Annotated in this window: 25 protein-coding genes and 1 pseudogene; 7 read left to right on the top strand and 19 right to left on the bottom strand. The window is 71.9% G+C overall.

The genetic code is table 11. The features are described 5' to 3' along the window. Window positions 1-129 precede the first annotated feature (129 nt). The 11 genes from VO99_RS18520 to VO99_RS18470 all read right to left on the bottom strand — a co-directional run bounded on the left by VO99_RS18520 (window position 130) and on the right by VO99_RS18470 (window position 12,062). Entirely contained in the window at window positions 130-1,461 is a 1,332-nt protein-coding gene (locus VO99_RS18520) for a sigma-54-dependent transcriptional regulator (protein ID WP_046114396.1), read from the bottom strand. After that, window positions 1,458-3,320, bottom strand: coding sequence for a sensor histidine kinase (locus VO99_RS18515; RefSeq protein ID WP_232315418.1), 1,863 nt, complete (start codon window positions 3,318-3,320; stop codon window positions 1,458-1,460). The genes VO99_RS18520 and VO99_RS18515 overlap by 4 nt, the downstream gene beginning before the upstream one ends. Window positions 3,321-3,425: 105 nt before the next feature. Then, on the bottom strand, window positions 3,426-4,373 hold the full coding sequence (locus tag VO99_RS18510; RefSeq protein WP_046114394.1) for an amino acid ABC transporter substrate-binding protein: 948 nt from the start codon (window positions 4,371-4,373) through the stop codon (window positions 3,426-3,428). Then, window positions 4,366-5,670, bottom strand: coding sequence for a dicarboxylate/amino acid:cation symporter (locus VO99_RS18505; protein WP_198156990.1), 1,305 nt, complete (start codon window positions 5,668-5,670; stop codon window positions 4,366-4,368). Before VO99_RS18505 ends, VO99_RS18510 begins: the two co-directional genes overlap by 8 nt. Before the next feature lie 108 nt (window positions 5,671-5,778). Continuing rightward, window positions 5,779-6,771 carry a C45 family autoproteolytic acyltransferase/hydrolase gene (locus tag VO99_RS18500; RefSeq protein ID WP_046114393.1) on the bottom strand — a complete coding sequence of 331 codons (993 nt, stop codon included), beginning with the start codon at window positions 6,769-6,771 and terminating at the stop codon, window positions 5,779-5,781. Between the two features lie 20 nt (window positions 6,772-6,791). Then, on the bottom strand, window positions 6,792-7,388 hold the full coding sequence (locus VO99_RS18495) for a hypothetical protein (protein ID WP_052736444.1): 597 nt from the start codon (window positions 7,386-7,388) through the stop codon (window positions 6,792-6,794). A gap of 50 nt (window positions 7,389-7,438) precedes the next feature. Then, window positions 7,439-8,455: an aminotransferase class III-fold pyridoxal phosphate-dependent enzyme gene (locus VO99_RS18490; protein WP_052736443.1), complete on the bottom strand. Its 1,017-nt coding sequence runs from the start codon at window positions 8,453-8,455 to the stop codon at window positions 7,439-7,441. Between the two features lie 227 nt (window positions 8,456-8,682). Beyond that, a complete protein-coding gene (locus tag VO99_RS18485; RefSeq protein ID WP_046114488.1) occupies window positions 8,683-9,567 on the bottom strand; it encodes a glutamate/aspartate ABC transporter substrate-binding protein in 885 nt (294 codons plus the stop codon). 245 nt (window positions 9,568-9,812) lie between these two features. Beyond that, window positions 9,813-10,283, bottom strand: a complete 471-nt coding sequence (locus VO99_RS18480) for a DUF2127 domain-containing protein (RefSeq protein ID WP_046114392.1) — start codon at window positions 10,281-10,283, stop codon at window positions 9,813-9,815. Beyond that, window positions 10,280-11,350: a DUF72 domain-containing protein gene (locus VO99_RS18475; RefSeq protein WP_083440722.1), complete on the bottom strand. Its 1,071-nt coding sequence runs from the start codon at window positions 11,348-11,350 to the stop codon at window positions 10,280-10,282. Before VO99_RS18475 ends, VO99_RS18480 begins: the two co-directional genes overlap by 4 nt. Window positions 11,351-11,537: 187 nt before the next feature. Next, the gene (locus tag VO99_RS18470) at window positions 11,538-12,062 is read right to left on the bottom strand and encodes a glycine zipper domain-containing protein (protein ID WP_046114391.1); all 525 of its coding nucleotides are present in this window, start codon (window positions 12,060-12,062) and stop codon (window positions 11,538-11,540) included. 178 nt (window positions 12,063-12,240) lie between these two features. Between VO99_RS18470 and VO99_RS18465 the strand changes: the two genes are divergently transcribed. From VO99_RS18465 to VO99_RS18450, 6 genes and pseudogenes are all read left to right on the top strand, one after another. Then, window positions 12,241-12,825 (top strand): NAD(P)H-dependent oxidoreductase, encoded by a 585-nt coding sequence (locus tag VO99_RS18465; protein WP_046114390.1) that lies wholly within the window; start codon window positions 12,241-12,243, stop codon window positions 12,823-12,825. A 230-nt stretch (window positions 12,826-13,055) separates the two neighbouring features. Beyond that, window positions 13,056-13,187 (top strand): hypothetical protein, encoded by a 132-nt coding sequence (locus tag VO99_RS31735; RefSeq protein WP_257800839.1) that lies wholly within the window; start codon window positions 13,056-13,058, stop codon window positions 13,185-13,187. 6 nt (window positions 13,188-13,193) lie between these two features. Beyond that, window positions 13,194-13,340 (top strand): annotated as a pseudogene (locus VO99_RS29670) (aldolase); the annotation flags it as partial. Between the two features lie 24 nt (window positions 13,341-13,364). Then, window positions 13,365-14,168 carry a 2-oxo-tetronate isomerase gene (otnI, locus tag VO99_RS18460; protein WP_046114389.1) on the top strand — a complete coding sequence of 268 codons (804 nt, stop codon included), beginning with the start codon at window positions 13,365-13,367 and terminating at the stop codon, window positions 14,166-14,168. Window positions 14,169-14,232: 64 nt separating this feature from the next. Next, entirely contained in the window at window positions 14,233-14,463 is a 231-nt protein-coding gene (locus VO99_RS18455; RefSeq protein ID WP_046114388.1) for a hypothetical protein, read from the top strand. Between the two features lie 338 nt (window positions 14,464-14,801). Then, window positions 14,802-15,653: a MipA/OmpV family protein gene (locus tag VO99_RS18450; protein ID WP_232315417.1), complete on the top strand. Its 852-nt coding sequence runs from the start codon at window positions 14,802-14,804 to the stop codon at window positions 15,651-15,653. A 22-nt stretch (window positions 15,654-15,675) separates the two neighbouring features. On the opposite strand, the gene VO99_RS18445 is transcribed toward VO99_RS18450, so the two are convergent. From VO99_RS18445 to VO99_RS18435, 3 genes are read right to left on the bottom strand one after another with little or no spacing between them, the layout of a single operon-like run. Next, window positions 15,676-16,545 (bottom strand): isocitrate lyase/PEP mutase family protein, encoded by an 870-nt coding sequence (locus VO99_RS18445; RefSeq protein ID WP_046114386.1) that lies wholly within the window; start codon window positions 16,543-16,545, stop codon window positions 15,676-15,678. Continuing rightward, window positions 16,542-17,495: a tripartite tricarboxylate transporter substrate-binding protein gene (locus VO99_RS18440; protein WP_046114385.1), complete on the bottom strand. Its 954-nt coding sequence runs from the start codon at window positions 17,493-17,495 to the stop codon at window positions 16,542-16,544. Before VO99_RS18440 ends, VO99_RS18445 begins: the two co-directional genes overlap by 4 nt. 25 nt (window positions 17,496-17,520) lie before the next feature. Beyond that, on the bottom strand, window positions 17,521-18,636 hold the full coding sequence (locus VO99_RS18435) for a TauD/TfdA family dioxygenase (RefSeq protein WP_046114384.1): 1,116 nt from the start codon (window positions 18,634-18,636) through the stop codon (window positions 17,521-17,523). A gap of 99 nt (window positions 18,637-18,735) precedes the next feature. Here VO99_RS18435 and VO99_RS18430 point away from each other — a divergent pair, with 99 nt between their 5' ends. After that, window positions 18,736-19,638, top strand: coding sequence for a LysR family transcriptional regulator (locus VO99_RS18430; protein WP_046114383.1), 903 nt, complete (start codon window positions 18,736-18,738; stop codon window positions 19,636-19,638). Here VO99_RS18430 and VO99_RS29010 read toward each other — a convergent pair. The 5 genes from VO99_RS29010 to VO99_RS29000 form a co-directional block, all read right to left on the bottom strand. Then, entirely contained in the window at window positions 19,622-20,527 is a 906-nt protein-coding gene (locus VO99_RS29010; protein WP_157039636.1) for a PEP-CTERM sorting domain-containing protein, read from the bottom strand. The genes VO99_RS18430 and VO99_RS29010 overlap by 17 nt on opposite strands. A gap of 51 nt (window positions 20,528-20,578) precedes the next feature. Then, the gene (locus VO99_RS18420; protein WP_046114382.1) at window positions 20,579-21,979 is read right to left on the bottom strand and encodes a phenylacetate--CoA ligase family protein; all 1,401 of its coding nucleotides are present in this window, start codon (window positions 21,977-21,979) and stop codon (window positions 20,579-20,581) included. Beyond that, entirely contained in the window at window positions 21,976-22,722 is a 747-nt protein-coding gene (locus VO99_RS29005; RefSeq protein ID WP_052736441.1) for a PEP-CTERM/exosortase system-associated acyltransferase, read from the bottom strand. Before VO99_RS29005 ends, VO99_RS18420 begins: the two co-directional genes overlap by 4 nt. Window positions 22,723-22,884: 162 nt before the next feature. Then, window positions 22,885-24,069 carry an acetyl-CoA C-acyltransferase family protein gene (locus VO99_RS18410; RefSeq protein ID WP_046114381.1) on the bottom strand — a complete coding sequence of 395 codons (1,185 nt, stop codon included), beginning with the start codon at window positions 24,067-24,069 and terminating at the stop codon, window positions 22,885-22,887. 91 nt (window positions 24,070-24,160) lie between these two features. Continuing rightward, window positions 24,161-25,054 (bottom strand): DUF2272 domain-containing protein, encoded by an 894-nt coding sequence (locus VO99_RS29000; RefSeq protein ID WP_083440721.1) that lies wholly within the window; start codon window positions 25,052-25,054, stop codon window positions 24,161-24,163. Between the last annotated feature and the right edge of the window lie 165 nt (window positions 25,055-25,219).

Raw genomic sequence — 25,219 nt, 5'->3', positions numbered from 1 at the left:
GCCCCGAACATCCACACCACGCGCCCGCCCCGGCGCAGATTCCACCGTGCCGGCCACAGGCCGGCGCCTGGCTTGCAGGCCGTCCGTGACCTCCGCGGCCGGCCTTCTTTTCGTGGCCGGCGCGCTCGATCAGCCCAGGCCGTACTTGCGCACCTTGCCGTGCAGCGTGGTCTTGGCGGTGTTCAGCGCCTCGGCGGCGCGGGCCAGGCTGCCGCGGTGGCGGTGCAGCTCGCTGGCGATCAGGCTGCGCTCGAAGTCGTCGACCGTCTCGGCCAGGCTGCGCGGGCCGCCGGGCACGGCGGCATCGGCCTCGATCAGGCCTTCGCGCAGCACGCCCAGCACCAGGCAGTCGGCCACGTTGCGCAGCTCGCGCACGTTGCCCGGCCAGGCATGGGCCATCAGGCGGCTGAGCTGCGCCGGTGGCAGCTCCGGCTGCGGCCGGCCATAGCGGGCCGCGGCCAGCAGCATGAAGTGCTCCAGCAGCAGCGGAATGTCCTCGCGCCGCTCGCGCAGCGGCGGCAGGTCGATCACCACCACGTTGAGCCGGTAGTACAGGTCGGCGCGGAAGGTGTGCTGGCGGGCACGCTCCAGCAGGTCGTCCTTGGTGGCGGCCACCACGCGGCAGTCCACCGGCGTCTGCACATTGCTGCCCAGGCGCTCGATCACCCGCTCCTGCAGCACCCGCAGCAGCTTGATCTGCACATTGGTCGGCATGCTTTCCAGCTCGTCCAGGAACAGCGTGCCGCCGTGGGCATGCTCGATCTTGCCCACCCGGCGCCGCTGGGCGCCGGTGAAGGCGCCGGGCTCATGGCCGAACAGCTCGCTGTCCAGCAGGTTCTCGGGCAGGCCGCCGCAGTTCAGCGCCACGAAGGGCGCGGCCTGGCGGCGCGACAGCTGGTGCAGCGCCTGCGCCACCAGTTCCTTGCCGCTGCCGGTCTCGCCGCGGATCATCACGTCCACCGGGCTGTCGGCCACCTCGCGCACCAGCCGGCGCACCCGCTCCATCTGCGGCGAGATGCCGATCAGCTTGCCCTCCACGCCCTCCAGCCGCGCCAGCCGCTGCTGAAGGTCGGTGACCTGCAGCGTGAGCCGCCGCTTGCCCAATGCCCGCTGCACCACTTCCACCAGCTGCTCCGGCGAGAACGGCTTGGTGATGAAGTCATAGGCGCCGCTGCGCATGGCCTCCACCGCCATCGCGATGTCGCCATGGCCGGTGATGGCCAGCACCGGCAGGCTGGCGTCCAGCTGCTGGCAGCGCTTGATGACCTGCATGCCGTCCAGCCCGGGCAGCCGCATGTCGGTGACCACCACGCCCGGAAAACCGCGCTGCAGCAGCCGCAGCGCGGCCTCGGCGTTGTCGAACTCCTGCACCCGCAGGCCCGCGAACTGCATCGCCTGCACGCAGCCCAGGCGCATGTGGCTGTCGTCTTCGATGATGAGGACAGTGAGATCGGTGTTCATGGAAGAAGGGGGTTGCGTGCGGCCGGCAGCCACAGCGTGAACACGGCGCCGCCTTCGGGCCGGTTGGCCGCGGCGAGGTCGCCGCCATAGTCCTGCGCGATGCCGCGCGAAATCACCAGGCCCAGGCCGAGCCCGCTGCCCGGCGGCTTCGTGGTGAAGAAGGGGGTGAACAGGCCGGCCAGCACCGATGGCGGCAGGCCGCCGCCGCTGTCGGCCACGCGGATGCACACCCGCTCGCCGTCCAGCGTCCGTGCCTCGACCAGCAGCTGCCGGCGCGGGGCGCCATGCATCGCGTCGATGGCATTGCCGATCAGGTTGATGAGCACCTGCTCCAGCCGGTTGCGGTTGCACCAGGCCACCGGGCTGCCGGTCCCGGCGTCCGCCAGCTGCAGCCGGACCTCCACCCGCTCGGCGCGCACCCGCTGGTCGAGCAGGAACAGCGCGCTGCGCAGCGCCGCCGCCACCGGCACCGCCGCCGGCTCCACCGGCGACTTGCGGGCGAAGGCCTTGAACGGATGGATGATGCCGCCCATGCGCTCGACCAGCGTGTCGACGATGGCCAGGTTGCCGTGCGCGCCGTCCAGGTCGCCGCGCCGCATGAATTCGCGCGCATTGCCCGCCAGCGTGCGGATGGCGCCCAGCGGCTGCGCCAGTTCATGGGTGATGCCGGTGGACAGCTGGCCCACCACCGCCAGCTTGGCCGCCTGCACCAGCTCGTCCTGCGCGGCGCGCAGCGTGGCCTCGGCCTGCACCCGCTCGGCCATTTCGCGGCGTAGCTCGCGGTTGGCGTCGGTGAGCGCCCGGGTGCGGCGGGCCACGGTGTCCTCCAGCTCGGCATTCAGCCGCTGAAGCGCCTGCTGGTCGCGCAGCCGCTGGCGCGCGGCGCGGCGGCGCTGCAGCACGGCCAGCAGCACCAGCATGACGACCGCCGCGCACAGCGCGGCCATGGCGCCGGTGCCGCGTGCCCGGGCGCGCACACCGGCCAGGTCGGAGAACAGCAGCAGCCGCCAGTCCATGCCGTCCAGGGTGCGGCCCTGCACCAGCAGGCCGGCGCCATCGCGGGACAGGTTGTCGGCCTCCGGCTGCAGCACCTGGTCCAGCGTCTGCGTGTCGGGCTGCCAGGCCAGCGGCAGCGGCAGCGGGAAGCGACCCAGCCGGCGGTTGCCGTACATGCCGGTGAGCTCCAAGTCCACCCGCGCCTCCACCGTCAGCGGCTGCATCGTGGTGTACAGCCATTGCGGCCGGGAGGACAGGATCACCACGTCGTTGCGGTCGAGGATGAGCGCGGGCGTGCCCAGCAGCGGAAAAGCCTGGTCGATGTCGGCCAGCGACACCTTGGTGACGGCCACGCCCACCACCCGGTCGCCATCGCGGATGGGATGCGAGAAGAAGTAGCCCGGCGCATCGGCCGCCGTGCCCACCGCGAAGTGCCGCCCGACCCGGCCCGACAGCGCCTCCATGTAGTAGGGCCGGTAGGACAGGTCTTGGCCGAGCTGGCTGTCGTCGGGCTGGTCCAAATTGCTGCTGGCCAGCACCATGCCGCGCTCGTCGGCGACGAAGACGGCGGTGCTGCCCTGGTGGGCATTCAGCCGGTGCAGCAGGTCGTTGGCGGCGGCCACGCGTTCGGGCGGTCGGTGGCGCGCCGGTCCGCGGTACAGCGCCAGCACCGCCGGATGCAGCTGGATGGTGGCGGCGCTGTGCTCCAGCCGGCTGATGCGCCCCTGGGCCGTGGTGGCGAACAGGTCCAGCCGGTGGTTGGTGTCCTCGCGCAGCGCCTGCAGGCCTTGCGCATGGCCCCAGCGGTAACCCGCCATGGCGGCCGCTGCCAGCAGCGCGGCGGCGGCAAGCAGGAGCAACACGGACAGGCGCCAGGACATGTGCGCCGATTTTGCCGACTTTGCAGGTAAAAAATGACACGCCCCGACATTCGGGGCGTGTACTCGACGCGGGCTTGCCTTCCGTCGTTATTCGCGCTTGAACGACAGCGCACCCAGCGCGGACTCGAGCTGCGCGCTCATCGGCAGCCCCAGGCTCACGCCCGACGGCAACTTCTGCAGGAACCAGCGCTTGTAGCGGCGCTCGATCTCGCCGTCCTCCGCCAGCCGGCGCACCGCCTGGTCGATCGCTGCGGCCAGGGCCGGGTCGTCCTTGCGGAACATCACTGCATAGGGGTCGTAGCTGAGGTAGTCGCCCACCACGCGGTAGTCGGCCTGCAGCCGGTGGTGCGCCACCAGGCCGTGCAGCAGCACGTCGTCGGTCGCCAGGGCCTGCACCTGGCCCGATCGCAGCAGCGCCAGCCCGGCCTCATGGTCCGGCGTCACCTGCACCGCCATCGCGATGCCGAAGCGCCGCGACAGCTCACGCACCGCCTTCTCGTTGGTGGTGCCGGAGGTGACGGCCACGCTGCGCTGCGCCAGGTCGCGGAACGACTTCACCGGCGAGCCGCGTGGCACCAGCAGCTTGGTGCCGGCGATGAACAGCGTGGGCGAAAACGCCACCAGCCGCTGGCGCTCCAGGTTGCTGGTGGTGGCGCCGCATTCCAGGTCGGCCTGGCCGGCCACGATGGCCGGGATGCGGCTGTCGGCCGTCACCGGCAGCCAGCGCAGCGCCAGCGTGCGGCCCACCTGCTCGCCCAGCGCCTCCGCCAGCAGCACGCACAGGTCGATGGTGTAGCCGATGGGCTCGCCGCGCGCCGACAGGTAGGAGAACGGCACCGCGTCCGCCCGGTGGGCCAGCGTGATGGCGCCGCTGTCGCGCAGCTTCTTCAGCGTGCCGGTGAGCTCGGCGGGCGCCGCGTCGGTCTGCGCCCGCAGCGGCGTGGCCGCCATCAGCAGCACGGCGGCGGCGGCGGCCAGGTGGCCCGCCGCACGGGCCAGCCGCCGCAGCGGCCGGTGGCGGGCGGCCTCAGCCATGGGCCACCTGGGCCTTGGCGCGGGCGGCGGCATCCAGCGCGGCGGCATGGGCCGCAGCCTGGTCCTCCGGCAGCAGCTCCCCTTCCCACTTGGCCACCACCGCGGTGGCGATGGAGTTGCCCACCGCATTGGTGGCGCTGCGGCCCATGTCCAGGAAGGTGTCGATGCCCAGGATGAGCAGCAGGCCGGCCTCGGGGATGTTGAACTGGTTCAACGTGGCGGCGATGACCACCAGCGAGGCGCGCGGCACGCCGGCCATGCCCTTGGAAGTGAGCATCAGGATCAGCAGCATGGTGACCTGCGTGGCCACCGGCAGCTCGATGCCGTAGGCCTGGGCGATGAACAGCACGGCGAAGGTGCAGTACATCATCGAGCCGTCCAGGTTGAACGAATAGCCCATCGGCATGACGAAGCTGCTGATCTTGCGGCGCACGCCGAAGCGGTCCAGCGCATCCAGGATCTTGGGGTAGGCGGCCTCGGAGCTGGCGGTGGCGAAGGACAGCAGGAAGGCTTCCTTGATCTGCACCAGCAGCTTGAACACCCGCGGGCCCAGGAACAGGAAGCCGGCACCGATCAGCACCGCCCACAGCACGAACAGGCCCAGGTAGAAGTCGCCCATGAAGACCGCGAACTTCAGCAGGATCTCCAGGCCGTTGACCGCCACGGTGGCGGCCATGGCGGCCATCACCGCCAGCGGCGCGAGCTTCATCACGTAGCCGGTGATCACCAGCATGGCATGCGACAGCTCCTCGATGGCCAGCACCAGGGTCTTGGCCTTGTCGCCCAGCGAGGCCAGCGCCACGCCGAAGAACATCGAGAACACCACGATCTGCAGGATCTCGTTGTGCGCCATCGCCTCGGCGAAGGACTTGGGCACCAGGTGGCTGACGAAGTCCTTCAGCGTGAACTTGGCCGTGGCCAGGTTGGCCGAGGCGCCGATGTCCGGCAGCGGCAGGCCCAGGTTGACACCCGGCTTGAGCAGGTTGGCCATCACCAGCCCCAGCACCAGCGAGATGAGCGAGGCGGTGAAGAACCAGGCGAGCGCCTTGCCGAAGACGCGGCCCACCGACGAGGCGGTGCCCATGTGGGCGATGCCCACCACCAGCGTGGAGAACACCAGCGGCGCGATCAGCATCTTGATCAGCCGCAGGAACACGTCGGACACGATGGAGATGTAGCCCGCGATCTGCGCGGCCACCTTCTTGTCCGGGAACTCGACGAACACGCCGTAGCCGATGGCGATGCCCAGCAGCATGGCCACCAGGATGTAGACCGCCGCCGGCACCTTCTTCTTCACCGCTGCCCGGGCGCCGTGGCCGCCCCCTCCGCTGCTGCTGCCGCTCAATGTCGCGCTGCTCATGCTGCTCTCTCCGTTGGAATGTTGTTGGTGGTGTGTGGGCGGCGCCTACGCGCGGGGCGCGGCGCCGTACTGCAACTCGCGCGTGCCGGTGGCGAGCGCATCGAGGGACTGCACCCAGCTGTCGCCGGGCCATGACAAGGTGGCCTGCCGCATCGCGGGCCGGTAGGTGGCGCTGTACAAGGTGCCGTAGCCGCGTTCCCACGAGGTCTGGTAGAGCGGCGGATGCAGCAACGCGGCCTGCGCATGGGCCAGGCTGGCGCCGTTGTCCAGCAGGCCCTGCAGGTGCTGCTGGCGTTCCAGCGCATGGGTGGCGCGGGCATGCTCGGGCCATTCCACGCGGTGCTGGAAGTTGCTCACCGCGCCGATGCGGGTGACCTCCGTCGGCCGGTCGGGCGACACGAACACCGTGGCCCAGTCGCCCGAGGCATCCAGCAGTGTGACGCTGTAGCACATGCTCACCGGCAGCCGGCGCAGCTGCTGCACCGCCTCGGCGGTGTTGCGCGCCACCTCCAGCACGTAGCGCAGCACCAGCGGAATGCCGAAGCCCTCGCCGGTGACGGTGCGCCCGCCGAAGGCCAGCGTGGCCGCCAGGCCGGATTCGTTCAGGCCGTCGAGCACGCCCCAGCAGCAGTCGCTCATCGCCAGCACCTGCTGGCCGACCCAGCGGGTGGCCATCCATTCGCCCTCCAGCAGCGCGGGGGCGTAGTCGTAGTTGCGCAGCAGGGCTGGCGGCTCCTGGCCCAGCGGATCGACCCACACCGCCTGCGAGCAGCCGGCGATGTAGGGCGGCGGGCACCACAGCGACAGGAAGCGCGATCGCACGTCCTCGCCGCCGGCCAGGGCCACCAGCTTCTCCCAGGTGGGCACCAGCTCGGGCATGTGGTTGCGCAGCGCCCGGCGCGAAGCCAGGTAGCTGGGCCGGTCCACCATGCCGCCGCGCAGGAACCAGGCGCTGTAGCCCGGCCACAGCCGCTCGAAGGCGGCCTGCCACAGCGGGCCGGGCGTGTCCTCGAACAGCGTGCGTAAGCCGACCTGCATCGGTGGGGCAGCGCGGCCGCTCACAGGATCTTGAAGGAGCCGGGGGCCGGCGCCAGCTCGTGCTGGGTGGTGACGATCGGCTTGCCGGCGTAGTGGTTCTGGATGCCAAGGTCGGCGCCTTCGCTGCGGTAGTCCCCCGGGCCGGTGATGCGCAGGAAGAAGGCCTCGCGCTCGTTGTAGATGGCGCGGCGGTCGTAGTCGAAGCGCTGGTAGGCCACGCTGCCGTCCTCGCTCATGAAATAGCCGCGGTAGCCCTCCTCCAGCAGCTGGTTGCCGAAGCGCTCGGCCATCTGCCGGGCCTTCTCGCGCACGCCTTCGGTGAAGGCGCCCGGGAACACCTCGTTGCCGCACCAGCCGCCCTTGTAGGGCGTCAGCTCCCTGGCGCCCACCACCTCGGTCAGCAGCGGCCCCACCAGCGTGCCCGACTGCGTGGCGCAGGCCTCCAGCGTGGCGCCGCGGCAGTTGATGCGCTTCATGATCTTGACCTCGGGGTCCTTCACGATCTCGTCGGCATGCCGGTCGAAGTCGGCCTGCGAGCTGATCAGGTGCTCGTGCGGGATGTTGTCGTCCTGGGCGGACACCGGCATCTGGATGCCGGCAACGGCGAACGGATTCATGCGTGAGTGGCTTGGAAGGAGAAGGAATCTGGAGGGAAGGAATGGCGCCGCTAGCCGCCGCGCAAGGCCTGCTCCACGGTGACCAGCAGCGACGCGAAGGCCCGGTCGTCGATGCCCAGGGGATAGGGCAGGCGCACCACGTTGGCCCAGTCGCCCGAGACCGGCAGCAGCAGGCCGCGCTGCATCGCACGGTCCTGCACCTGGCGGGCATAGACGGGGTCGGGATCGCTGCCCTGCATGCACTCGACGGCCAGCATCGAGCCGATGCCTCGGATGTCGGCGATGCGCGGCTGCCAGGCCATGGCGCGGCCCAGCACCGCCAGCAGCTGGCGGCCCAGCTGCTCGGCCCGCTGGCACAGCCGGTGTTCGTCGATCTGGTCGAGCACCGCATGCAAGGCGGCGATGGCGGCTTCGCGGCCCTCGTCGCCGAAGGCGGCCTGGTCGGGCGCCGACTGCATCACCGCGGCCGGCCCGGTGACGATGGCCAGCGGCAGCAGGCCGTCCGGGCCTTCGGCATGCACCACCAGGTCGGCCGCCGCCGCATGGTGGGCCATGGCGAACAGGCGCCCGCTGCGGGCCAGGCCGCAGTGCACCTCGTCGGCCACCAGCAGGATGTGATGTCGGTCGCAGCGCTCGCGCAGCGCGACCACGAAGTCCTCGGACAGCAGCATGCCGGCGCCCTCGCCCTGCACCGGCTCGATCACCAGCGCGGCCACGCGCTCCGCGCGCAGCGGGCCCTGCAGCACCGCGTCCAGCCGCTCCAGCACCTGCTCGTCGCGGTCGCCGTGCAGCGGCATGGGCGCGCGCAGCCGCCACACCGGGCCGGCCGGGCGGCCGAACTCGGTCCGGGCCGGCGCGGAGCCCGGCATGCAGCTGCCGGTGAGCTTGATGATGGCCGGCCGGCCGCTGTGGCTGCGGGCGATGCGCAGCGCCGCCTCCATCGCCTGCGCCCCGCTGGCATAGAAGCCGCTGCGGCTGGGACGCGCACCGGGCGCGGCAGCGGCCAGGCGGGCCGACAGCGCCTGCGCGCCGCCGGCATGCGGCGCGCGGCCCGGGCCGGCCAGCACGCAGGCGGGGCTGCAGCCGGGCGGGCAGTCCGGGCCGCAGGCGGGCAGGCCGCGGCGCGGCCGGGCGGCGGGGAATGGAGCACCCTCCCGCTGCGCGGGATCCCGCCGGGCGGGAGGAGCGCCGCCTTCGGGCGGCCGGGCGGCAGCGCTCAGTGGAGCACCCTCCCGCTGCGCGGGATCCCGCCGAGCGGGAGGAGCGCCGCCTTCGGGCGGCCGTGCGGCAGCGCTCATGGACGCTCCGCCGGCCGGTCGTTGGGCTCGCGGTAGAGCGCAGCCAGCGCGTCCGACAGCGGCCAGTCGAGGTTCACGCCGCGCGGCGGGATGGGCTGGCGGAACCAGCGCTCATGCAGGCGCCGCGCCTCGCCGGAGCGCATCACCCGCGCCAGCGCATCGTCCACCACGCGCTTGAAGGCCGGGTCGCCGGCGCGCAGCATGCAGGCATAGGCCTCGTACGACATCGGCGTGCCCACCACCTGCCAATCCGCCGGCCGGCGGGCCTTCGCCCGTTCGCCGTACAGCAGCGCGTCGTCCATCATGAAGGCGGCAGCCCGGCCGCTGGCCAGCAGGCGGAAGGAGTCGCCATGGTCCTTGCCGGCCAGCACATGCACGCCGGCCGACTGCTGCTCGATCCAGCGGCGCAGCAGCCGCTCGGCCTGGGTGCCGGCGGTGACCACCACCGTCTTGCCGGCCAGGTCGGGAAAGTCGCGGATGCCCGAATCGGCCGCCACCAGCAGCCGGGTGCTGACGATGAAGATGCTGTGCGAGAAGGCCACCTGCGCCTCGCGCTCGATGGTGTGGGTGGTGGAGCCGCATTCCAGGTCCACCGTGCCGTTGATCACCAGCGGCATGCGGTTGTGCGAGGTGACGGGCACCAGCCGGATGGTCAGCGCCGGCAGCCGCAGCGACTGGCGCACCGCCTCGGCCACCCGCAGCGCCAATTCGTGCGAATAGCCCACCACCTGGTGCTTCTCGTCGTAGTACGAGAACGGCACCGACGACTCCCGGTGGCCCAGGCTGATGGTGGCAGTGGCGGCGATGCGCTCCAGCGTCGGCGAGCCGGCGGCATCGGCGGCGGCCGGGCCCGGCGCGGCCACGGCCCAGGCCACGCCCATGGCGGCGGTACCGGCCCGCAGTGCGGTGCTCCAGCTCATCGAGTCCCCCTCCTCCCGTGCCATGACCCTGGATGGGCGGCATCTGCACCCTGCTTTGCAGCGCGCGTGCCAGATGCGGAGCTTTCACGCCTTCAGCGCCAAGTGCTTGATCGGGCGGGGTTTTTCGCCGGCCGGCGATGACGGGCGGCGGGCATTTCTTCGAACTTCCGAACGCCGGGCCCGGCGGGCGTACGCGTTCCCGGGCGTCAGCCGGTCAATGACCGCTGCCGTCGGGCGCGCTGCCAGCAGCGTCCGGCCAGCCACAGCACCAGCAGCAGGTTCAGCACCACCACTGCCGCGCCCGCCATGCCGGGCCGGTGCAGCAGGTGGCGCAGCTCCAGCGGCAGGTACAGCGCGCCCGACACCGCGCCCAGCCATTCGCCCCAGGCCGCGCCGTGCCACAGCGCCCAGGCCTCCGCCCAGCGCAGGGCCACGTAGCCGGCCACCGCCAGCAGCAGCCACTGGGTGGGCGTGTGCTGCAGGCGGTCCAGCTCGCCCAGCAGCAGCGCGGGATAGTGCGCGCCGGGGCTCAGGCCCACATGGCCGATGAGCGACAGCGCCAGCCGGTGCAGGTCGTGGTGCAGCAGCCCCAGCAGGCCCAGGCCGGCGGCCAGCGCGACGGCACCCTTCAGCGCCTCGAAGCCGGCCACCGTGCGCAGCGCGCCGCGGGCCTTCAACGGGTGAGCCCCAGGATCTGCATCAGCCGTGCGGCATTGCGCTGGCCCTGGTCTTCCATGTTGTTGTTGAACACCACGTGGGTGGCGAGCACCCGCTCGGCCAGCTTGCGGATGTGCACCGCCAGCTCTTCCAGCTCCGCATCGGGATAGTCGTAGTTGAAGCGCTCGCTGGCCGAGGCGGCATCCTTGATGTTCCAGGTCTCGGCATTGCGGCCATGCAGCCGCACCACCGCCAGGTGCGGATTGGTCACCTCCCAGTGCGCGCCCACGCTGTTGGCGAAGCCCTGCGGCTCGTCCAGCACCACGTTGACCAGCGCCCGCTCCTTCTCGAACTCCAGCGTGGCAGCGGCCTGGGTCGGCAGGAACCAGCTCTGGTGGCGGAATTCCACCGCCACCAGGTGATCGGTCAGGCGGGCGCGCACCTCGTCCAGGTGCTCCCGCGCCTGCGCCGACTGCACGAACCACGGCGGGAACTGGAAGTGCAGCGCCCCCAGCTTGCCGGCCGCCCGCAGCGGCTGCAGCGCCTCCAGGAAGCTCTGCCACATCAGCTCGCGCAGCTCGGGCGCCAGGTCGGCGTAGTAGACGTTCTTGCGGGTGAAGGCGCCCAGCGCGGCACGCACCACCATCGGCAGCGCATCCACCGGCGTCTGGTGGCCGGTGAAGAGCCGGAAGGCCTTGACGTTGAACACGAAGTCGGCCGGCGTGCGCTCGGCCCACAGCTGCGCGTTGGTCGCCGAAGGCAGGCCGTAGTAGCTGCTGTTGACCTCCACCAGCGGGAAGCGGCTGGCGTAGTGCCGCAGGCGCGCCTCGGCCGAATTGCAGCCCTTGGGGTAGAAGCGGCCGCACTTGATCAGCGTGGGATCGGTCCAGCTGGCGGTGCCTACCAGGATGCGGTGGGCGCCGGCCGGCAGCAGCGGCTGCAGCCGGGGCTCGGGCAGCGGCTCGGGCGCCACCTCGGGCGCGGCCTGCGGCGCCTGGGCCGGCGTGCCGGGCACCACCACCGGCTCCGGCAGGTCGGTCAGCGTGATGGAAGCGGTGGGACGGTCAGCGGGCGGCGTGGGCTGCATGCGGCGTATCTCCTTCCGGCTTCAAGCGTACGCGCCACCGCGCGCATGTGCTTGTCCACAGATGCTGTGGACAACTCGGTGGACAAGCGGTGGGTGGCGTGGCCAAAGCGGCGCCGCACCGGGGCTGGCCGCCCGTTGCTGCCGGATGAGGCAGGCGGTGGACGCGCCCTGCGCGGCCTGCAACGCGTCAGCGGCCGTCGCCGTCGGCGTCGCCTGGCAGGGCACGCTCCATGCGGTCGCTCGCCCGCTGCCAGGCGTCGCGGCTGGCGCCCTGGGCATGTGCCCATTCCAGGCGCGAGCTGCCGCGGCGCTGGCCCCAGTCGCGCGACAGCTCGGGCTCCACCTCGTCGAAGCTGCGGCCCGGGTAGCTGTTGAAGGCCGCCACCCCCAAGCCATAGGCGGGCCCGTAGTCGTCGAAGCTGGAGCCGGGCGGCACATAGGGGCGGCTGCTGTAGTTGTCGCGCCAGTAGGCTTCCTCGGCGGTGGGGTCGATCTGCTCGGCCACCGCCTTGCCGGCCAGGCCGCCCACCACGGCACCGACGGCGGCGCCCACCAGGGTGCCCACCGGCCCGGCGATGGTGCCGGTGGCCGCGCCGGCGGCCGCACCGCCCACCATCGCGCCCACGCCGGTGCCCACCGGGTGGCTGCCGGGGGCGCCGGTGATCGGGTCGCGGTTGGCGTCGCGGTCGCTGGGATCGGTCGTGCGGTTCATGGCGGACTCCTGTTGGCGTTGGTCGAACCTGCACCTTAGGCCGGGCTACTCAGCCTGCCCATGCGCCGCCGGCCCGCCCGCGGCCCGGCCACCGCCCCGCCGCGCCATCGGACGCGGCCTACGCGCCTGTTTGAGCGAACGCAAACGCAGCCCGGGCCGACGGCCGCAGCATGGCGGCATGGGCAGACGCATCCTCCTGCTGCAAGGCCATCCCGATCCGGCGCCGCACTTCGGCCATGCACTGGCGGACGCCTATGCCGACGGTGCGGCCGATGCAGGCCACGAAGTGCGCCGGCTGACGCTGGCCACGCTGGACTTCCCGCTGCTGCGCAGCAAGGCCGAGTGGGACAGCGGCCCGGTGCCGCCGGCGCTGCTGCCGGCGCAGGCGGACATCGCCTGGGCGCAGCACCTGGTGATCTTCTTCCCGCTGTGGCTGGGCGGCATGCCGGCGCTGCTCAAGGGCTTCCTGGAGCAGGTGGCGCGGCCCGGCTTTGCCATCGGGCCGATCCACGGCCATGCCCAGCCGCAGAAACTGCTGAGCGGGCGCTCGGCGCGGCTGGTGGTCACCATGGGCATGCCGGCCCTGGTCTATCGCTGGTACTTCCGCGCGCACAGCCTGAAGGCGCTGGAGCGCAACATCCTCGGCTTCGTCGGCATCGCGCCGATCGACGAGACGCTGGTCGGCCGCGTGGAGGCGCTCACGCCGGCCCAGCGCAGCCGGCTGCTCGCGCGGCTGCGCCGGCTGGGCGCCGCAGCCACCTGAACTAAGCCGCCACGCCCCCCGGGGGCGCCGCTGGCCTTGGAGTCGTCGGCGCTTTCCGTGCCTTCTTCCTCGTTGCCAACCCATGGGCCTCGCCTTGGTGTCCTTCGCTGACATCAAGCCCAGTGCCGGGCTGGCCGTGCGGAAGGCGGTGTCGCGCCTGAAGTCGCGCGGCCTGGCAGGCCATCGAGCGCGGCGACACCGCCGGCGCCCGCGAGACCGCCGCGCAGCACATGCGCAATGCCGCCGCCCGCATCGAGCTGGCCGACCCCGGCTTCTGGCAGCACGACGGCGGCCGCCTGGCCGAGGTGCTGATGGAGCACCTGCCCACCCGCCCGCTGGCCGCGCGCCGCCCGGGCGTCTGAGCTTCCAACCTATGGCATGACAGCCCCGCCGCCGCGATGGCGGTGCTGCAGGAGCTGGAGGAAACTGCCCGCCTGTGGTCGATGGCCCGGCCCGCGCCGCTGGCCGACGCGCAGATCGACGAATTGCGCCGCCAGTTCAACGCGAGCTGGTGAACGCGCCCCCTTGAAGGACACCGCATGCCCCGCTTCGCCGCCAACCTCTCGATGCTCTACAACGAGCATGCCTTCCTCGACCGCTTCGACGCCGCCGCGCAGGACGGCTTCACCGCCGTCGAGTACCTGTTCCCCTACGCGTTCGCCGCCGACGAAGTGGCCGCGAAGCTCCAGGCCGCCGGCCTGCAGCAGGTGCTGTTCAACGCCCCGCCCGGCGATTGGGAGGCGGGCGAGCGCGGCATCGCCTGCCTGCCCGGCCGCGAGGCGGAGTTCGCCGCAGGCCTGGCCAAGGCACTGGCCTATGCGCAGGCGCTGCAGTGCCCGCGGGTGCATGTGATGGCCGGCCTGCTGCCGCAGGGCCGAACCCGCGCGCAGCTGCGGCCCACCTATGTGGCCAACCTGCGGCATGCCGCGGCCGAGGCGGGCAAGGTGGGCGTGAACATCCTGATCGAGCCGATCAACGAGCGCGACATGCCCGGCTTCTTCCTCAACCGGCAGGACGACGCCCATGCGCTGGTCGACGAGATCGGCGCGCCCAACGTGAAGGTGCAGATGGACCTCTATCACGCGCAGATCACCGAAGGCGACCTGGCGACGAAGATCCGTCGCTATCTGCCCACCGGCCAGGTGGGCCACCTGCAGATCGCCGGCGTGCCGGAGCGGCATGAGCCCGACATCGGCGAGATCCACCACCCTTACCTGTTCAAGCTGCTGGACGACCTCGGCTACGAGGGTTGGATCGGCTGCGAATACCGTCCGCAGCGCGGCGCGGTGCAAGGCGGCACCTCGCAGGGCCTGGGCTGGCTGGCGCCCTACCTGCGCAAGTAGGGGCGGCGCCCCTGCCGGCAGGCGCGCTGATTGCCGCGCTGCACTCCACAACCAGGAGACAGCGATGACCGACAGCGCCCACACCACCCCGGTGCCGCCCGACCAGCAGCGCGAGAACCTGCTGGATGCCCAGCGCAAGGCCCACCAGGACGAGCCGCGCAACTTCAAGGAAGACGCGCTGGACGACAAGGTGGTCAGCATCGAGCCCGACGGCACCGGCCCCAGTTCCACCGAGACGATGGATCCCGACGTGGATCGGGACAAGGGCAGCGGCAATCCCACGGGTGCGGGCTGACGGCCGTAGCGCTCTCTCGACGCCGCGCGGCCGGCGGGCGTCCACGGGCCCGGCAGGTTTGGGGCCGGATAACCGTGGCCAGGTCAGCACCGTCCACCTGTCCGCCTCCACCACCGAGTACACCGTGGATGACGCCGAGTTCCGGTGCCGGGCCACGGCTGTGACCGGCACCGAGCTGGAGGCCGGCCTGGACCCGACCGACACCGCCGCCTTCGTCACCGCGGTGAGCTTTACCGGCGACGAAATGTTCACCGGCACGCCGGCGCCCGCGCGGCTGAGCCGGTGCCGGTGCCGGCACGGTGATACTGGTGGCTGCACCATCCCTCAAGGACACCGACTTGCGCCCTGCCCTCGCTCCTCCCCGCCAGCCGGCCGGCCGGCTGGCCGCCTTGCTGGCCGCCCTCCTCGCCGGCACCGCCGCCCAGGCCCAGGACAACGGCGCCAACCTGCCGCTGTGGGAGATCGGCGGCGTGGCCTTCGGTGTCTCGCAGCAGGCCTACCCGGGCTCGGACGAACAGGTCAACCGCGCGCTGGCCCTGCCCTACGTGATCTACCGCGGCAAGTACCTGCGCGCGGACCGGCAGACGGCCGGGCTGCGGGCCATCAAGACCGACCGGCTGGAGTTCGACATCGGCTTCGCCGGCGCCTTCGGCTCCAGTTCCGACGACATCGACGCCCGCCGCGGCATGCCCGACCTGGGCACGCTGGTGGAGTTCGGCCCGCGCATCAAGTGGAAGCTGGGCGAGGCGATGGGCGGGCGCTGGCGGCTGGACCTGCCGCTGCGCGGCGTGTTCGACCTGAGCGACGACCTGGCGCACCGCGGCTGGTCGCTGGAGCCGGAGATCGACTTCGAGCGCCGGCTGGCCAACGGCTGGAACTGGGGCGCCTCGGCCGGCCTGCTGATCGGCGACCGCCGCCTGGCGCGCACGCTGTACGGCGTGGCGCCGGCCTATGCCACCAGCGACCGCCCGGCCTACGAGGCCTCGGCGGGTCTGGTGGCCTGGCGGCTGCAGACCACCGTGTCCAGCCCCGCCTGGCGCGACTGGCGGCTGTTCGGCTTCGCGCGGCTCGACAGCGTCAGCGGCGCCGCCAACCGCGATAGCCCGCTGGTGCGCCGCACCACCGGCGGCACGGTAGGCCTGGGCGTGGCCTACACCTGGATGCGGTCGGACGCGCGGGCGTTCGACTGAGCACGGCGAATCGGGCCGCCGCTCAGCCCTCGTAAGCCTTGGCCGCCGCCAACAGTGCCGGCGTGCCGATCACCTCGTTCAGCCCGTCGAAGTCCAGCATCCGGCCGCGCATCGGCGCGGTGCTGCCGTGCTCGCGCAGGCTGGCGTAGTAGTCCTGCAGCTGGCGCACCACGAAGCGGGCGGTGCCGCCGGGGAAGATGACGATGCGAAAGCCGCGGCGGCCGAGTTCTTCGGCGCCGTGGATCGGCGTCTGGCCGCCTTCGACCATGTTGGCCAGCAGCGGCAGGCGGTGCGCCAGGCGCGCGCAGGCGGCATCCATGTCCTCGGGTGTACGCAAGGCCTCGACGAACAGCGCGTCCACGCCGCAGTCGGCATAGGCCTCGGCGCGGTCCAGCGCGGCTTCCAGGCCTTCCACACCCGCCGCGTCGGTGCGCGCCAGGATCAGCGTGCCGGCTGAGCGGCGCGCATCGAGCGCCGCGCGCAGCTTGCCGCACATCTCCTGCACCGGCACCACGGCCTTGCCCGCCAGGTGCCCGCAGCGCTTGGGGAAGGTCTGGTCCTCCAGCTGGATCATGGCGGCGCCGGCGCGCTCCAGCAGCCGCACGGTGCGCTGGGTGTTGATGGCATTGCCGTAGCCGGTGTCGCCGTCCACGATCACCGGCCGCTGGATGCGGTCGGTGATGCGGGCCAGCACGTCGGCGGTCTCGGTGGCGGTGGTCAGGCCCACGTCGCTGCGGCCCAGCAGGCTGTAGGCCACCGCGCCGCCCGAGAGGTACAGCGCCTCGAAGCCGGCCTGCTCGGCCAGCAGCGCGGTCAGCGGGTCGTAGACGCCCGGGGCCAGGAGCGCCCGCGGCTGCGCCAGCCGCTGCTGCAGCATCGTCGGCGCGCTCATTCCACCTTGGCCCCGGTGAGCTGCACCACTTTTCGCCAGCGCTCCACCTCCTCCTGCAGGAAGGCGCCGAACTCGGCGGCGCTGCTGCCCACCGGCTCCAGGCCCTCGCCCATCAGGTGCTTGCGCATCACCTCGCCGGTGGCGGCGGCGCGGGCTGCGGCGGCCACGCGCTGCGCATCGGCGGGCTTGATGCCGGCCGGGCCCAGCAGGCCGTACCAGGAACCGTAGTCGAAGCCGGGAAACAGCTCGGCCACCGGCGCCGCATTCGGATAGGCGGCCACGCGCTGCGCGGTGCTCACGGCCAGCACCTTGAGCTTGCCGCCCTTGACCAGTTCCTGCGCCGAGGCCACGTTGCTGAACACCAGGTCCACCTGGCCGCTCATCGCGTCGGTCAGGGCCGGCCCGGCGCCCTTGTAGGGCACCGACACCGCGCTGATGCCGGCCTGGGTCTTCAGCATCTCGCCGGCCAGGTGGTTGGCGCTGCCCACGCCGGCCACGCCGATGCTGAGCTGGTTCTGCCGGCTCTTGGAGGAGGACAGCAGCTCGCGCAGGCTGGCGGCCGGGAAGTCGGGCCGCGTGACCAGCAGCAGTGGCGAGCGGGCGATCAGGCTCAGGGCGGTGAAGTCCTTCAGCGGATCGAACGGCAGCTTGGGGAACAGCGACGCATTGATCGCGTGGCTGGTGTAGCAGACCAGCAGGCTGCCCAGGTCGGGCTCCGCCTTGGCCACCGCGCCGGCGGCGATGTTGCCGGCGGCGCCGGGCCGGTTGTCCACGATGAACTGGCGCTGCAGCCGCGGCCCCAGCTCGGTGGCGAGGGCGCGGGCCACCAGGTCGGTGCCACCTCCGGGCGTGGCGCCCACGTACAGCCGGGTGGTCGGGTCGGCGGCGAAGGCGCGGCCCGAGGCCCAGCAGGCGGCGCCGGCCGCAGCGAGGAAGTGGCGTCGTTGCATCGTGTGTCTCCGTTCGTTCTCGTGGTCAGGCGGCAACCGAGACCGGCCGTACCAGCGGGCGCACCCTGCAGGGCATCTCCATCGCCGCGGCCTGGCGTTGCTCGAAGTCGAGGAACTCGCGCGTCATGCCGCTGCCGTACAGGCCGCCGCGCACCGCGCCCGCGCGCACGTCGCCGAAGTACTCGGCCCAGTCGGGCGGCAGTGGCTGCGATTGCGGCAGCGCCAGCCACAGGCGGAACAGGTGGCGCTTCAGGTCGGGCTCGTCATGGTCCTCGAAGTCGGTGCGCGAATGCAGCGTGAGGTAGTTGTTCAGCAGTTGCAGGTCGCCCGGCTCCAGCCACATCGAGAAGCACAGCGCCGGGTCCTGCATCAGCACGTCCAGCAGGTCCAGCACCTCGACCTGCTGCGGCGTCAGGCGCGGCACCTCGGGGAAGTCGCGCTGCGCGGCCATCACGTTCTTGCGGTTGGTGCGCATCGCGAAGTGGCCCTGCGCACTGCCGACCAGCGGGCACATGTAGTAAGGCGGTGCGTCCGGATGCTGCGCACCCTGGTAGCTGTGGAACCACGGGCCCTGCAGTACCGCCAGCAGGTCGGGGCGGCGCCGGCCCAGCTCCTCCACCACGGCCATCGAGCTCACCACCTTGCTCTCGCCGCCGCGCTTGGCCGCGCGCCGGCACAGCAGCGCCACCACGTCGGCCGAATCGCAATGGAAGTCGAGCCCGGCATTGGTGTTGTAGCCGCGGCCGTTGGTGCCCTTGTAGCTGCCGCCTTCGTTGCGCACGTCGGCGATGAAGTCGCTGGCGCGGTTCTGCGTGCGGGCCACGCCCATGTGCAGGCCGATGCCCCAGCAGGCCAGCCGGGCCTCGTGCTCGTTCCAGCGGTCTACCGGCAGGCCCTTGAGCAGGCACATGCCCCAGCGGCCCTGCGTGGTGGCGGCCGCGCGCTGCAGTGCCGCGCGGGAGGCCGCCGGCAGCGGAAAGTCCTGCGGCGTCATCGCGAGCCAGGGCTTGTCGGCGGTGCGCGCATGGCGCAGCGCGGCATCGAAGCCTTCGGCTTCCTCGGCGCTCAGGCGCTGGGTCCAGCCGGTGTCGGCGGCAGCCTGGTCGGCGCGCCAGGCAGCGGCGGTGGGCAGCTCGGTCATCGTGTGTTCCTGTGGCAGTGCTTGCATGACGGACGAGTCTAGGCTTGCGCTAGATCAAGAAAAAGCGACGAAAATTCGTCAACCACATAAGGAATGCTGATGAAGATCGCCGCCTTCGCCACGCTGGATGCGGTGCTGCGCGGCGGCTCCTTCGCCGCCGCCGCGATGGAGATGAACCTCACGCCCAGCGCGGTGAGCATGCAGATGAAGCAGCTCGAGCGTTACCTGGGCCAGACGCTGTTCGACCGCTCGGGCCTGCAGGTGCGGCCCACGCCGGCGGCGCGCGAGGTGGCCGCCAGCATGCAGGAGGGCCTGCAGCGGCTGGCGGTGCTGCGCCGCCAGGTGTCGGTGGCGGTGGAAGGCACGGTGCGTCTGGGCATCATCGAATCGATGCAGCCGGTGCTGCTGCCCGGCACGATGAAGATCCTGCGCGAGCGTTATCCCAGGCTGGACCTGCGCCCGCTGCGCGGACGCAGCGCCGGCCTGACCGAAGCAGTCAAGGCCGGCAGCCTGGATGCGGCGGTGGTGGCGCAACCGGAAAAAGGCGGCCTGGCCGGCCTGCGCTGGCATGCGCTGGAACGCCGCGAGCTGGTGGCCATCGCGCCGCCCAACGCGGCGGAGCCGTCCATCGCCGCCCTCTTCCGCCAGTACGACTGGATCCGCTACGACCGCGGCACGGTGACCGGCGCGATGGCGGTGCGCTACGCCACCGCGCACCTGCGCGACAAGCATCCCTCGATCGAGCTGGACAACGTGCCGGCCATCGTGGCGATGGTGAGCGCAGGGCTGGGCGTGTCCATCGTGCAGCTGTCCGACCCCGGCATCACCATGGCCTACCCGGTGCGGCTGCTGCGGCTGGGCCGCGGCGCGCCGGCGCTGCAGATCTCGCTGGTGATGCGCAAGGCCGACGCCGACGACCGCCGGCTGCTGGCCCTGCAGGGCGCGATGGCGGAGACGCTGTCGTCCCCGCTGCGCCGGCGGGCGGTCACGGCGCTGGGTTGACGGCCGGCCTGCGCCGCCGCGCGGCCACGCCGAGCGCGGCCAGGCTGGCACCCACCAGCGCGAGCGAGCCCGGCTCGGGCACCGTGTGGCCGATGAGGTCGGCGGTGCTCACCACCGTCCAGGTCGGCACCGCGGGATCGGACTGGAAGGTGTTGGACACCCGGAAGTCCGACAGGCCACCCACGCCGTTGGCGATGGTGTTGGTGTCGAACAGCGCCTGCGCCTCGCCGCCCACCACGCTCAGCACGCCCTGCCCCTGACCGGCGAAGTTGGTGTTGGTGAAGGTGTTGAGGTAGGTGGAGCTCTGGCCCAGCGCGGTGGCGTCCACGCCCAGGTCGAAGGCCAGCGCCAGCCACAGCACGCCGCCGGTGATGCCGGTGTACTGGTCGACGCCGGTGCGCCCGGCCACGCCAAGGCCGGCCGCGGCGGCGTAGGTGTCGGCCGTGCCGCGGTAGATGTCCATGCGTCCGCCCACCGCGAAGGTGCGGGTCAGGCGACGGCTGGCATCGAAGGGGTCGGCGGCCACCATCACGTCGTGGTCCGACAGGCCGTAGAACATCGCGGTGAGGTAGTCGCCGCCTTCGCCCTGGGTCCACAGCGTGGTGGAACCGCGCAGGATGCGCGAGACGCTGAACACGCCCCAGGTGTCCTCGCTGCCCACGGCGCCGGGCGCGCTGCCGCCGGGGGGCAGCGCGGCGTCGCAGCCGGCCACGCTGGTGCAGACCTGGCCGGGCGTGTCGCCATAGGCGGTGGAGCCCATGTCCAGGTTGCCTAGCTCCATCTTGATGTCGCCGTGCACCGCCGTCAGCGGCCCGGCCAGCGCCGGCGGGCTGCCGGCCAGCATGCCGGCGCCCAGCGCCGCGGCCAATGCCCAATGCCTGCTCTTCATGTGTAGTCCTCCTGTCACGTCGTCAATCCGACCCCGCCCCCATGGCGCGGGTCACTCCACGTACGCAAACTTCCTCTCGTGGTCCAGAGGCGGCCCGAAGCCGCAGTCGTGCGGCCGCCGCAGCACCAGCTGCAAGGGCGCGCTGCCCTGCCGCAGGCCGGCCAGTTGTCTAGACAAGCTGCCTGCCAGCGTCGCCAGCTCGGCGTCGCTGCAGGCGTCGGCGGCCTGCACCAGCAGCCGGCCATCGGCCTGCAGGCGGAAGGCGCCTGTGAGGCGGCGCGCCACCGCGGCATCGGCATACAGGCATTCCTTGATGCGCTCGACCGAAGGCCGCCCGGCCGCGCGGTCGCGCCGCCGGCCATGCACCAGCAGCCAGGGCAGCACCGGTGGCGGCAGCCCCAGCGACTGGCAGGCGGCGGCGGCACAGGCCGGCGGCACCAGGCGCGCCAGGTCGCCGGTGGCATAACGCGGCAGCAGCAGCGGCGTGCGCGGGTCCAGCAGCGTGACCACCAGCTCGCCATCGCCCCGGGCATCGGTGCCCACCGTCTCCACATGGCAGCGCTGGGCATCGAAGCAGAACAGGCTGGGCAGGCCATCGGCGTCCTCCAGGTCCTGCAGCCCCGGCCAGCGGGCGCCGGCCTGCAGCGCCTGCCGCACCGCGATGCAGGCCGCATCCTCGAAGAACAGGTGCAGGCCGAGTTCGCCGATGCCCATGGACGAGACGACCAGGCGGCCGTCACCCGGCGTGATGCCCAGCGCATCGGCGATGAAGCGGCGCTGCGGTTCCACCAGCATCTCCTCGCCCAGCACCATGCTGGCGTGCAGGCGCGGCCAGTCGAGCCCGATCTGCTCGGCATGCGCCAGCAGCCGGCGCACAAAGAGCGGGTCGGTGCACACCACCACCTGCTGGTAGCTCGGGCCCAGCTGCTGCATCAGGGCGCAGGCCATGTCCTCGCGCACGCTGACATTGGCCACGGTGGCCGATTCGGCGTCGAAGGTGACGCCCATCGGCAGGCAGTTCACCACGAGGGTGCTGCGCTCGTCGGCGCGGAACATCTGCTGCAGGCCCAGGTCGACGGCGGCGCGGGCGCTGCGCATCTCGCCGCGGGTGCTGAGCTTGAATCCGAACACCCCGCCGCCCCGGCCGGAGCTGGTGAGCGCCTGCCCGATGTCCTGCGTGCGCAGGCCGCCGGCCAGCTCCTCCAGCGGATGGCGGGCGAAGCTGCAGTCCTTGTCCAGCACCGGCAGTGCGCCCAGCGGCGGCAGCGGCGCCACCAGGCTGATGCCGTGTTCCAGCAGCAGCCGCCGGTAGGCCGGGCTGCGCTGGCGCGCGCGCTCTGCAATGCCCTGCGCGCGCTGCAGCGACAGCCGCAGCGCCTGCTCCACGCCCACCGCACCGGCGCGGCGCAGCAGCGCTCGCCGTTGCTGCCTGCGCAGCCAGGGGCCGATCATGGCGCGGCCTCCCGCGCCGCATCGGGCAGCAGCAGCCAGTGCATCAGCGCCGGATTGCGCAGCGGCAAGGTCTGCTCCAGTTCATGCAGGTCCTGCCGGTAGGTCGCGACCGGGCCGAAGTAGTCGCGCTCGCTGCCGATGCACTCGAAGCTGAAGCCGAACCGCTCCAGCGACAGCGGCAGGAAGCCCTCCATCGCCGCATACCAGGTGTGGATGCCGGCGCGGCGGCTGTACTGGAACATCTGGCGGTACAGGCTCAGCACGATCTGCGCGGAGCCCTGGCGACGCTCATGCGGCATCGGGCCTGCGCTGCGCTCGTCGGTCACGCCGGCCAGCGTGTCGCCGCGGCGTCGGCGGTAGTCGCGGCGCACCATCAGGCGGCTGACCTCGGCGGCGTGGCCGCCCCGCAGCAGCCGCACGCCGGGATGCAGCGCGGCGCCATGCTGCTCGAACGGATAGGGCTCGTCCTGCGAGCCGGAGAACACGAGCCGCGCCAGACCGACCAGCTCGCCCTGGAGGTTGCAGGCGCCGAAGTGCGCGGCATCCGCGTCGTGCGCATCGTGCTCGCAGCCCTGGGGATGGTCGGCGGCGTCGAGGTAGCCGCACTCGCTGCAGTACACGTCGAAGCGCAGCCGGTGCAGCGGCTGCAGGTCGGGCACGGCCTGCTCGCCCGCCGCCAGGCTGCCGTGGCGGCCCGCACGCCAGCAGCGGCTGCGGAAACAGGGCGCGAAGTCGGTGGTCATGGCGGTCGATGGGCGGCGGATGGACACGCCACCAATCTAGGAACCCGCCGTTGAAGCAGCGTTGAAACCGGCGCCCTCGGGCGCCAGCATCAGCAGGTTTCAGCTTGCTTCAGGCATTCCGGGTGCAGCCTCGGGGACGGCCGCCCGGGCGGCCGGTGCAGTTCACAGCCGCTCGAACACCGCGGCGATGCCCTGGCCGCCGCCGATGCACATCGTCACCAGCGCATACCGCCCGCCGGTGCGCTGCAGCTCGTACAGCGCCTTGGTGGCGATGAAGGCGCCCGAGGCGCCGATCGGGTGGCCGAGCGCGATGGCGCCGCCGTTGGGGTTGGTCTTGGCCCTGTCCAGCTCCAGCCCGCGCGCCACCGCGATGGCCTGGGCCGCGAAGGCCTCGTTGCTTTCGATCACGTCGAGCTGGTCGATGCTCAGGCCGGCCTTCTTCAGCGCGATGCGCGTGGCCGGGATCGGGCCTTCGCCCATGATCTCGTTGGGCACGCCGGCCACCGCATAGCTCACCAGCCGGGCCATCGGCTTGTAGCCGGCGGCCTGCGCCACCGAGGCATCGGCCAGCACGAAGAAGGCCGCGCCGTCGTTGATGCCCGAGGCATTGCCCGCCGTCACCGATCCGTCCTTCTTGAAGGCCGGCTTCATCCTGGCCAGCGTCTCCAGCGTGGTGGCAGGCTTCACATGCTCGTCGGTGTCGAAGGTGACCTCGCCCTTCTTCGTCTGCTTGACGATGGGCACGATCTGCGACTTGAAGCGGCCCTCGGCGATGGCGGCGGCGGCGCGGCGATGCGACTCCACTGCCAGCGCGTCCTGCTCCTCGCGGGTGATGCCCCACTTGGCCACCAGGTTCTCGGCGGTGATGCCCATGTGGCCGACGCCAAACGGATCGGTCAGGGTGGCCACCATCATGTCGATCAGCTTGGTGTCGCCCATGCGGGCGCCGCTGCGCATCGCCGGGCTGAGGTAGCCGCCGCGGCTCATCACCTCCACGCCGCCGCCGATGCCGTAGTCGCAATCGCCCAGCAGGATGTTCTGCGCCGTGGTGACGATGCCCTGCAGGCCCGAGGAGCACAGCCGGTTGACCGACATCGCCACCGAGTCCATCGGCAGGCCGGCCTGGATGGCGGCCACGCGGGCCACGTAGGCGAAGCGGCTCTCGGTGGGGATGGTGTTGCCCACCGTCACGTAGTTGATGAGACGCGGGTCGACGCCGGAGCGCTCGACCGCCGCCTTCATCACGGTGCCGGCCAGCTCGGCCGGCTCCATGTCGGCCAGGGATCCGTTGAAGGTGCCGATGGCCGAACGGGCGGCGCTGAGGACGACGACATCACGAGTGCTCATTGCAATGACTCCGGTGCAGGATGGAACGGATGGATGTGACGCATTTCACACCCATCTTGTCATGCAGGCCATGCGTGGTTTCTGCGATGGCTCAACAGTCGGCGCCGCTGCACGGCGATGCGGCCGCCGGCGCACGCCGCGGCTTCATCACCAGCGCCCAGCCCGGTTCGCCCTCGGGCGACCAGTACAGGCGGCCGTCCAGGCCCAGCAGCAGCTCGCGCCGCGAGACCGACTGCTGCACGTTGCCGCCCACCGCCTGCGCCCGCAGTGCCTGGCCGTCCACCGACACCACGATGTCGCAGTGCATCGGCGTGACGCCCTCGCCCTCCCCGCCGCCGCGGATCTCATGCAGGCCGATCTGGCGCTGCCGCGCTTCCTCGGTACGCACGCCGCACACCAGGTCGCCGGGCGCCAGGGTGGTGGGCGTGGGCAGCACCTCGAAGGCGGAGGTCTGTCCGTCTCTTGCGGCCACCACGTACTGCGCATGCGCGGCGCTGAAGCGGAACTCCCGCGGGCCGAAGCCGGCCTCGCGCATCACCGCGCTGACGAAGGCGGCCGACCATGGCGCGGTGCGCTGCGGCCGCCCGGCCTCCGCGGGCCAGATCGCCTGGCAGCGGTCGGGCTGGGGGCAGGCATGGCGCTCGGTCCCGCTGCCGCCGCGGCCCAGCGCGCGCCAATATTCGTTGACCACCGGGCACAGCGCCGCCGACTGCTCGCGCCCGCAGCCGTCGTCCACCGGCTGGCAACTGCCATCGGCCAGCACGCCGCAGCTTTCGCCGCCGGGCTGCTGCAGCACCCAGGCACCGCCCCAGCGCCGCCACTGCGCATCGGCCGCCGCGACGATGGCCGCCACCTGCTGCGGCCCCACGGTGGTGGGTGGAACGCGGCCGCCGCGGGCAGCGCAGCCAGCCAGCAACACCACCGCGCCCGCGGCCAGCAGCACCGGGGCCCAACGCCCAAGCAGGAAGAAACACCGTGAAAACATGCGACGTGTAGGAAGTTGCCTGACAAGGGGGTTGGAACAACCGGGACCGAATGCACAGAGATGGGCCACTGTCGCCCCCCTGTTCCGGGTTCTAAAGTTCCTTCCATCGCAGCACGCACCGCAACGCTGCAACCCCAGGAGCCCGACATGACCGCCGACCAGATC

This window comes from Aquincola tertiaricarbonis, assembly GCF_000969605.1.
Lineage (GTDB): Bacteria > Pseudomonadota > Gammaproteobacteria > Burkholderiales > Burkholderiaceae_C > Aquincola > Aquincola tertiaricarbonis.
This window is presented reverse-complemented; position numbering and strand designations above follow the sequence as displayed.